Annotated in this window: 9 protein-coding genes; 1 reads left to right on the top strand and 8 read right to left on the bottom strand. The window is 49.9% G+C overall.

What is annotated here, in order from left to right; genetic code table 11:
- Positions 1 to 136 precede the first annotated feature (136 nt).
- Positions 137 to 1,300 carry an IS4 family transposase gene (locus tag RBR60_RS06450; protein WP_320355068.1) on the top strand — a complete coding sequence of 388 codons (1,164 nt, stop codon included), beginning with the start codon at positions 137 to 139 and terminating at the stop codon, positions 1,298 to 1,300.
- On the opposite strand, the gene RBR60_RS06445 is transcribed toward RBR60_RS06450, so the two are convergent.
- The 8 genes from RBR60_RS06445 to tssE all read right to left on the bottom strand — a co-directional run bounded on the left by RBR60_RS06445 (position 1,280) and on the right by tssE (position 8,026).
- Positions 1,280 to 1,507, bottom strand: coding sequence for a hypothetical protein (locus RBR60_RS06445; RefSeq protein WP_320355067.1), 228 nt, complete (start codon positions 1,505 to 1,507; stop codon positions 1,280 to 1,282). The two genes, RBR60_RS06450 and RBR60_RS06445, sit on opposite strands and share 21 nt — an antisense overlap.
- Positions 1,508 to 1,566: 59 nt before the next feature.
- A complete protein-coding gene (locus RBR60_RS06440) occupies positions 1,567 to 2,424 on the bottom strand; it encodes a hypothetical protein (protein ID WP_320355066.1) in 858 nt (285 codons plus the stop codon).
- 99 nt (positions 2,425 to 2,523) lie between these two features.
- Positions 2,524 to 2,892: a hypothetical protein gene (locus RBR60_RS06435; RefSeq protein WP_320355065.1), complete on the bottom strand. Its 369-nt coding sequence runs from the start codon at positions 2,890 to 2,892 to the stop codon at positions 2,524 to 2,526.
- A 55-nt stretch (positions 2,893 to 2,947) separates the two neighbouring features.
- Complete coding sequence (locus RBR60_RS06430) at positions 2,948 to 3,631, bottom strand: DotU family type IV/VI secretion system protein (RefSeq protein ID WP_320355064.1); 684 nt, start codon at positions 3,629 to 3,631, stop codon at positions 2,948 to 2,950.
- The gene (locus RBR60_RS06425) at positions 3,628 to 5,277 is read right to left on the bottom strand and encodes a type VI secretion system baseplate subunit TssF (protein WP_320355063.1); all 1,650 of its coding nucleotides are present in this window, start codon (positions 5,275 to 5,277) and stop codon (positions 3,628 to 3,630) included. Before RBR60_RS06425 ends, RBR60_RS06430 begins: the two co-directional genes overlap by 4 nt.
- A gap of 18 nt (positions 5,278 to 5,295) precedes the next feature.
- On the bottom strand, positions 5,296 to 5,886 hold the full coding sequence (locus tag RBR60_RS06420) for a hypothetical protein (RefSeq protein WP_320355062.1): 591 nt from the start codon (positions 5,884 to 5,886) through the stop codon (positions 5,296 to 5,298).
- 72 nt (positions 5,887 to 5,958) lie between these two features.
- Positions 5,959 to 7,584 (bottom strand): hypothetical protein, encoded by a 1,626-nt coding sequence (locus tag RBR60_RS06415; protein ID WP_320355061.1) that lies wholly within the window; start codon positions 7,582 to 7,584, stop codon positions 5,959 to 5,961.
- A 55-nt stretch (positions 7,585 to 7,639) separates the two neighbouring features.
- Positions 7,640 to 8,026, bottom strand: a complete 387-nt coding sequence (tssE, locus tag RBR60_RS06410; RefSeq protein ID WP_320355060.1) for a type VI secretion system baseplate subunit TssE — start codon at positions 8,024 to 8,026, stop codon at positions 7,640 to 7,642.
- Positions 8,027 to 8,028: the final 2 nt, after the last annotated feature.

The following is an 8,028-nucleotide window of genomic DNA, read 5'->3' as shown; positions in this document are numbered from 1 at the left end:
CAGTAATGTCCGGTTAGGTTTTTGCATGAAAAAAGTTTTGATTGCTATCAAAAAAATATGATTTATACCTTGACAACTCAGTGAAAATACTTTGTCCCTTGAAATTATTATTAATTGTAATTTCAAGGAGTTGTATATGGAAGCGCTCACAGATCAAAAAAAGAAAATTAATTCTCTAACCTTCAACAAGTTTATCTTACCGCTTATTAAAATATTGCCAATAGTACCAGATCTTTTGTCAAGAGGACATAGACCTTTAAAAATGAATTTCGAAAATCAGTTAAAAACACTCATATATTTTCATCTTCAGGAGCACGATTCTGCTCGTCATCTTATTCAGGATTTAAAAGAGAATAATTTTGCAAAAGAAAATATAGCTCCTGAAGGTGGAATTAGCACAAGTAGTTTTTCAGAGATTATTAACAGCAGAGGGCTTGAGCAGCTGCTGTTTGTTTTTCAAGAACTTTACAAACAAGCTTCATTCATAATTCCAAAAAAATTCGAAGATCTTGGAGAGCTTGTATCTATAGATGGAAGCCTTATTGATGCCGTTCTTTCAATGTATTGGGCTGATTACAGAAAAAACTCTAAAAAAGCAAAAACTCACTGTGGCTTTGATATCAACCGTGGCATCCCGAATAAAATATTTCTAACTGACGGCAATGGCCCAGAACGCCCTTTTGTGAGCATGATTTTATCAAATGGCCAAACTGGTGTAATGGACAGAGGTTATCAATGCCACCATTTGTTTGATGAGCTTCAAAAAGAAGGAAAGCTCTTTGTATGTCGCATCAAAAAAAACACCAAAATGACTGCTCTTGAAGAAAACAAAGTAATTTCTGGTAGCCATGTTTTTTATGATGCAATGGTTCTTCTTGGAAATCCTGGTCAAAGCCAGACTGTCGAACCAGTCAGGGTTGTTGGTTACAAAGTAGCCGGAATTAAATATTTTGTAGCCACAAACAGAACCGATCTGACAGGAGAACAGGTAGCAACCGTGTATAAGCTCAGGTGGACAATAGAGTCATTTTTCAAATGGTGGAAGAAGCATTTAAAAGTATATCATCTAATCGCCAGAGAAAAGCATGGTCTTATGGTTCAGATACTTGGAGGGCTGATTACTTATTTATTGATGGCCATTTATTGCCGGGAACAATTTGGAGAAGAAGTTTCAATAAAAAGAGTACGTGAGTTAAAAAATATCATTTTAAATGAACTTTTTAATAGCAATAATGATATAGACAACCGATCAAATAAAATTTTAAAAGAGCCGGATAATTTAATACAAGCAAAAACCTAACCGGACACCACTGAGTCCGTACAGAAAAAAACCCAAAAGCCTCACATCATAGATTCCTTCCTCAAACGTCCCTTCCACAGCCAAAGCCGCAGCCATATAATCCCCGTTCTGCGCAAGGGTCGCGATATCCACAAGCCTTGGATCCGTAATATCCAGGCCGGGATTCTCCGAAGGCTCCACCGTCTTTTTCAGATACGCAATATCCATGGAATCCGCCTTTTGCTTGGTGAAAGAACATAAAGAAAATCAGCTTCTGACAATCCTGATCAGTGGAGAATGGTGCCGGAAAACACAGGAAGGTAACGGTACCCTGCCTCGCCCCCCTTCAGCACGTCATAGCCTAAGGAAGCACCGGATCTGAGGACAACCCGGTTTCTCTGACCTGAGAGAACCAGAACAATCTCAAGCTCCACGCCCACGGCTCCCAGCACAGGAAAAACCGTCTCCCGCAGACGCTTCTCTATCACCTGCATCCAGGGGCTTCCGCAGGATGCGGATTCCGAATCCGTGCACAGCTCCACCTTCAACCCTCTGGCAGCCTGCCTCATCCTGCCGCCCAGGACAGCGTTGCGGCCAAAACGCGTTTCTCCCAGAACAAAAGGGCGGATTTTCAGATTGGCGTTGTGCTTCAGGGAAGCCTTCTCTACCCGGACAAGCAGTTCGGGAAAAACCGCTGCCATAATCCAGTGCAGGGTCACGGGAGAACGCAGGGCCAGCATCTGAAGGGTTATGCGCTGCTCCTTTTCGTAATCCCTGTAAATTCTTGTATCCGTTTCGGGATAAACGCTTCTGAAAAAGTTCAGCAGCAGAAAATGGTCAAAAAACTGAATGAACTGCACAAAGGCCGCCGTATCAATGACATCGGACTCCATTCTTTTAAAAAAATAGCTGGGAAGCGGACTTTGTGCGGATAAAAGCCCCATATTCACCGAAATGAGAACATGGGCGTAGGGTCTTTTCAGAAAACGGATTTCCTCAAAAAGGGCTTCTCTGGAGCAGATATCCGGGTGGCTGCAAAAAAAAATCTGCTCTCTCCCGTATCCCTGGTGGAAAAGAAGACGCATCAGGGAAATGGGATCACAATCCCGGATTCGCTTGCGTAATTTCACCTCAAAATCAGCCATTTTTTTCTCTTTTTTCCAGAAGAAAGCGCAGGTCAGACCCAAGCGGGCCTCCGGGTCATCCTGAAAGGCAGGGCATCAGAAAAACCCGGAAAAAAACGCTCATATCCTGGCTTTGCCGGTGCCTGCCTGAAGAATAAAGGCTTCCAGAAGATCCTCAAACTGTGCAAGCCCCATGAGAAGTTCTGTGTCGGAAATGCTCTTCTCCTCAGACAGGGCCTCGTCCTTTTTATCAAGACCAGCCTCGGCCTTCAGGGCCGCAAGCTCCGCCTGCAGAACGGCGGATCCGGTTCCAAAGTCCGCCAAGTGACGGAGGATCTCCCTTTCAAGATCTGCAAACAGCCCAGCCATTGTCTTTCCCGATGGCATCGCGCTGTCTTTCCCCGCCCCGGCGTGCCTGCCCTTTTCTGGGGATGAAGACCAGCAGCGCCTCAGCTTTTCCAGGGAAAAAAGGGCCGCATCATCTTTCATGTCATTTGAAAATCCCTTATAAGGCGGGTCTGCTCCTTGCATCCTGGCCACTCCTTTACAATACGGGGTTCCAGTGGGCTCCCAGAAATTTGAGGAAAAAATAAAAAAGCAGCAGGGAGGTCAACGCTCCCCCGTACAGCCAGAGGGGCGAAATTTCATCCTCAGAGGACGCTGGCCCCACGGTTTTTCCCCCATGGCTGAAAATTTCGGTGAGATCAGCCGTGGGAATCCGGATGCGCAGCCTTTCCATGTATTCCTGCCTTTTTGCAGGATTACTCACCATGCGGCCACAAAAGCCGTCGTGGAGGCAGAAGTAGTACACCTCAAAAACAAGGGGCAGGGTCTGGGGCTTTAAAAGAAGATCTTCCAGGGTTTCATAGAAAAGTACCCCTGCAGCATCCGTATCAAAAAGCTCCCGTTGCAGAGGCGCCCAGCCACCGGAAAGATCCGGCCCCATATACCGGGTCTGCACCCCTTCATCCAGATGGGCCACAATGGGAAAAAGGATATAATAGAGATCCCTCTCCCCGATTTCTCCTGAAAGAGCCTCCCGGAGGCCTTCCAGTGCTTCACGGATACCTGCCCTGGCCAGCACGAGATCTTCAAGACCGGGCTCCCGGATACTCCCCGGAAATCCCCCCTCCTCGGAAGCATCGGCCACAGGGCTTCGGAAGGAAGAAAAAAGCCTGTCCCGTGTTCGGAATACCCGATGGATTTTGCCCCAGTGACTGTCTTTCATACAGCCCTTCCCTTCTGATCCCAAGCCCCTTCCGTCTCCATTTCCACCTCCACGACCGTGTCCGCCACCCAGGCATTCAGGATGCGCTCCACATGAAGCCGAAAACTTTCAAGAAGGGGAATCAGCCCCCCCACCGCATCGTGAAAACACAAAACATACACCTGTTTCATAAGGGTGCTGCCCGAGGGCGTTCTGCACGGGGTATGTTCACAGCGCACATCGGCAAGGCGTACCATGGCTTCCGCATATTCCGGTGTTCCGGCCATGCCTGTCGCTGCAAGCAGTACCCGGATATCTTCCACATTCAGCATGGTCTTGTTCATCAGGGTGACAAGCTGCAAGGCTCCGTCCATCTGCTGCAGGAAGGGATTTTCGCAAAAGCCCTTGCCCGGCCCCACCCAGTCCCACTGAACTCCGGAAAGCTGGCGGGTGAAGGGAATAATGGCCAGCTTCTGCCCCATGAAACGGGAAATCCATGGCTGATGCCAGAGCCCTTCAACGGCAATTTGTCTGCCGCCATCAAAGGCTTCCGGAAAATTCAGAATAAGCGCCTTTGTTCCTTTCGCATCCGCAGGAACGTAATCCATTTCATAGGAACCGCTGCCACCGGAAAGGACACCCGGCATCAGCGGCCGAAGCCCTTCCTTCTGAATCTCATACACCCCCTTGACCGAGTGTAAGGCAAACCCATACTCCGGCTGAGGATGGAAAAGGGCGTAGCGTTCCCGCAGCCCTTCACAATGAACAGGATGGGCGAAGGCTTTTTTCAGATTCATGACAGGGGCCACAAAGAGCTGAAACATATCCGCATGCAGCACAAGATTCCGTGGCCAGCCCTCATCCATGTCGAGACAGAGGGTAAAAGACTTCCAGCCCTCAGGCGATGGAGGAATCTGCACATTCATGAACAGATCCTGCTGGGGAAGATGAACGCAGAAACGCTCCCTTTCCATGGGATGGGTGACAGGCTCTCCATTCTCTTCGGTCCCGGAAAAAGACTTCATGCCAAAATGAACGGAACAGACAAGCCCCTGACTGCCTTCATCCACCGTATCCCCATACACCACGGAAGCCTTCTGCAGATGCCTTTTCAGGGTATGAAGAAGCCCCATGGAATCCCGGAAGTCATTCATGTGGCTGATATGGACGGGAAGCAGCCCCATATCCCCCCGCTGCACAAAGGGGGAAGCCATACGCAGGAGAACACGGTATCCGAGTCCGGGGCCGGGAAGGGTACTCACACCCTTGACGGAAAGGGGCAGAAGCCTGAGATCGCAAAGAAGGCGGAAAAAGGCCTGCCTGCCGTCGGGAACGGATACAAGAAACTCCGATCCTGCGGGCATGGTCAGGGCTTCGGCAAACTGGCCGGTGGGCTTTGCCTGAAGGAGGGCCATGGCAGGCGCAGGGGAGAGAAGATAATCAAAAAACTGATGGAAAAGCCGCTGTCTCATGGCCAGAACATGGCTTTCCGCAGCAAGACGGGATCTTGCTCCGAAAAAAGCCATGGCTTCCATGAGTCTTTTCACATCCGGATCATTGCGTTCAAGGGGAGTGGAAGGATACAGGGCGGCATAGGAGATACGAAAATTCTCAAGGGCTGCCATTTCTTCCTGAAATGCCCTGTGCATCCTTTCATCAATGCGCATGGAGTCTCCGTTCCGAATTCAGCCCAGTTTAACCAGGCTGCCCTGGACATTGGTCACAGAACCCTTCAGGGTTGTCATCTGGCCCTCAAGATTCAGGGCACCATCCGCAGCGACCTTCACGGCAAGTCCCTCCATCTCCGCCTTGGTGGTGCCCGCAATGCTCACCTGCATCCCTTCCACCTCCACCTTCTGCGTCCCCTTGACGGATGTGGTGTTGGCAGAAACCGAGGTCTTGTTGTCCGCCTTGATCTCCACACTCTCTGCACTGACAGAGGCTTTTTTCGAGGCCTTGGCCTGCAGGGCGGCATCCGTTGTGAAAGACATGTCCTCGGTGCTTTTCACCTGAAACTTCTTGTCACTTTTATGGAAGGTATCCTTTGTGGAGTGACAGGTAATCTCTTCCGCATCCAGGGTGAAGGTCTTGCATTTAATGGCAATGCTGTCCTGCTTCTGGGTGATGGTGCTGGTCTCCTCCTCTCCCTTGCAGGTGGTGATGATGGAAGTCCCGTTCATCACCAGGGTCTGGGTGATGCCGTCATCCTCATTTTCCACGGTGACGGTGATGCCCTTTTTCTTGTCAAGCTCAATGCGACAGACCAGCGTTCCCATACTCTGCCTTTCGGTGCGGATGAGCCCTTTTTAAAAATCCGGAACCACAGAAAAAACGCCCCTCGCCAGCGGCTACTCCTTTTTCTCAAAGGTCTGAATCAAGAGATTGCCATCGGAAAACACAATGGATTCTGTATCCTTGTCGGCAAGCCGCTCCATGGTGAAAACGGGGAGCTTGTTTTCATAGGTATGACTGATTGCGGTACGGCTGTCCGTTTTCAGCCCCATGAGAATCCGGTTGCCCTGGGTATCCTCAGGAATCTTTGCCTCCGCCCGCCAGTCCAGGCAGGAGACAATGACCGCACGCTGAAAATCCAGGGCCACCAGAACCCTCGCGTTTTTGTACACCGGAAAATAAAAATGTCCGGTATGCACAAAGGGCATGAAAGGCGCTTTTACCTCCTGATCCTCCCACAGGGGAATGCGAACCCTGTACTGCTGCTCCGAGGTGTTTTCATCCTCATGAATCTGGTAGGTCTCCTCATCCTCTTCCCCGTTTTCACTCACAATTTTTCCCTCAACATGGAAGGGATACACAGGAGGAATGAAATCCGGAAGACAAATCCCAAGGTCTTCCTTGCCCTCCAGACGGCATTCCATGCGCATCTCATAGCGGTTAAAAGACATGCTGTGATCGGCAACGGGATTCGGATCCTGAGCCGTGGCATCCAAGTGCATGCCACAGACCCTGTAGGTTTTTCCTTCCGTGAAAAGCCTGGTCTCCCAAAGCGCCCCTTTGAGACGCACCAGGGTCCCTGCATCAAGGAGCATCATGGGATAACGTGAAAACTCAATGGAAAGAACATGTTCTTTCAGAACAAACCTGCTCTTTTCAAGCTCCTGCCTTGCCGTAAAATCCGAAGCCAGGGGATAACGCTCAAGGATGTCCCTGCGAAGGCCTGCGACCCCATGGGGATTGTCGCAGACATCCTGGGTGCGGGGGTTTTCAGAGCAGGCATTCAGCAAAGAGACCTTGCTTCGCTGGGTTTCAGGAAAATCCACACGCACCGAGGCAATATCCCCCGCATCCAGGGAAAGGGGCTCTCCTTCGGCTTTTTTTGCCGAAGAAAGGGTGTAGGATCCCTCTTCTGCCTTGCAGGTAAAAACCCCGTTGTTACAGGATACATACCAGCATACGAAATCATAAAAGCTTGCCCTGCCATCCCCTGCACCAAGACTCAGGGAAAGCATGGGGGAGACCGTTTCCAGAAGATCCCACTCATAGGTAAGCTTCACATCCGCACTTTTGTGAGCTTCCAGAAGATCCTTGACACTCTTTTTCACCATGAGATCGCAGGGCCTGTGCCAGGGCCAGAGCACCTGGGCAGGATCGGCAAAGTCAATGGAATAGACCCTGTAAAGAAGAGGATTGCCCTCAAGGGGGCCCCGTTCCAGGGTCTGCTCCCGGAGAAGGGATTTTTTTGTCACAAGTCCTTTCACCTGCAAGGCATCCACAGTGCTTCCCTTGGGGATGAAATGGGGCTTTACCGAAAACGTCACGCCGATCTTTTTTTTATCAATAAAGGCATCAAAGACTTTGTCTTTCTCCTTTTCCAGGGAAACCATGAAGACAGCACGGCCGCTGAAACCCCAGGGGTAGAGATCCAGGCTCCAGGACTTCACATTTCCCGCAGGAATGCTCACCGCCTCGCCTGCAAGATCCAGTTTCAGAACCACCATCAATGCGTCAGTGAACATGGCACCTCACATGGCATAAAAAAACAGTATCCGCTTATACATCACTGCTGGACACCTACTGGCGTCCTGCCTGATTCAGTCTGAAAAAACTGCTTGCGGAATCAAAAACCACCTCCATTTCCTGGGATTTTCCAAGGAGCCTGCAACGCAGGCGGAAATAGAGATGCATGGGCGTTTCCTTCTCCAGATGCTCTATACTGATAATCTCAAGGCGTGGCTCAAAATTCTCGATGTTGTACTGGATCTGCTCGATAATGACGCGACCTATGGCATTTCTGGATCGGTAATGGCTGAGATCTTCCATCCCAAGATTCCCCATGGGAGAGCCATACCCCTTTTTTGTGTTGAGAATGGCATTCAGGTGTTCAACAATACTTCGTATTTCCTCCTGGTCCTCGGAAAGTCTCTCCGGTTCCAGGGAAAATTTTTTGAACAGTGCCATGG

This window comes from Desulfobotulus sp., assembly GCF_034006065.1.
GTDB lineage: Bacteria > Desulfobacterota > Desulfobacteria > Desulfobacterales > ASO4-4 > Desulfobotulus.
Note: the sequence above shows the minus strand (reverse complement) of the source record. Positions and strands in the feature narration are given on the sequence as shown.

Excerpts from the sequence above, each read along its gene's own strand:
- RBR60_RS06450 (WP_320355068.1), top strand. The coding sequence starts at position 137 with ATGGAAGCGCTCACAGATCAAAAAAAGAAAATTAATTCTCTAACCTTC.
- RBR60_RS06445 (WP_320355067.1), bottom strand. The coding sequence starts at position 1,507 with ATGGATATTGCGTATCTGAAAAAGACGGTGGAGCCTTCGGAGAATCCC.
- RBR60_RS06440 (WP_320355066.1), bottom strand. The coding sequence starts at position 2,424 with ATGGCTGATTTTGAGGTGAAATTACGCAAGCGAATCCGGGATTGTGAT.
- RBR60_RS06425 (WP_320355063.1), bottom strand. The coding sequence starts at position 5,277 with ATGCGCATTGATGAAAGGATGCACAGGGCATTTCAGGAAGAAATGGCA.
- RBR60_RS06420 (WP_320355062.1), bottom strand. The coding sequence starts at position 5,886 with ATGGGAACGCTGGTCTGTCGCATTGAGCTTGACAAGAAAAAGGGCATC.
- RBR60_RS06435 (WP_320355065.1), bottom strand. The coding sequence starts at position 2,892 with ATGAAAGATGATGCGGCCCTTTTTTCCCTGGAAAAGCTGAGGCGCTGC.
- RBR60_RS06415 (WP_320355061.1), bottom strand. The coding sequence starts at position 7,584 with ATGTTCACTGACGCATTGATGGTGGTTCTGAAACTGGATCTTGCAGGC.
- tssE (WP_320355060.1), bottom strand. The coding sequence starts at position 8,026 with ATGGCACTGTTCAAAAAATTTTCCCTGGAACCGGAGAGACTTTCCGAG.
- RBR60_RS06430 (WP_320355064.1), bottom strand. The coding sequence starts at position 3,631 with ATGAAAGACAGTCACTGGGGCAAAATCCATCGGGTATTCCGAACACGG.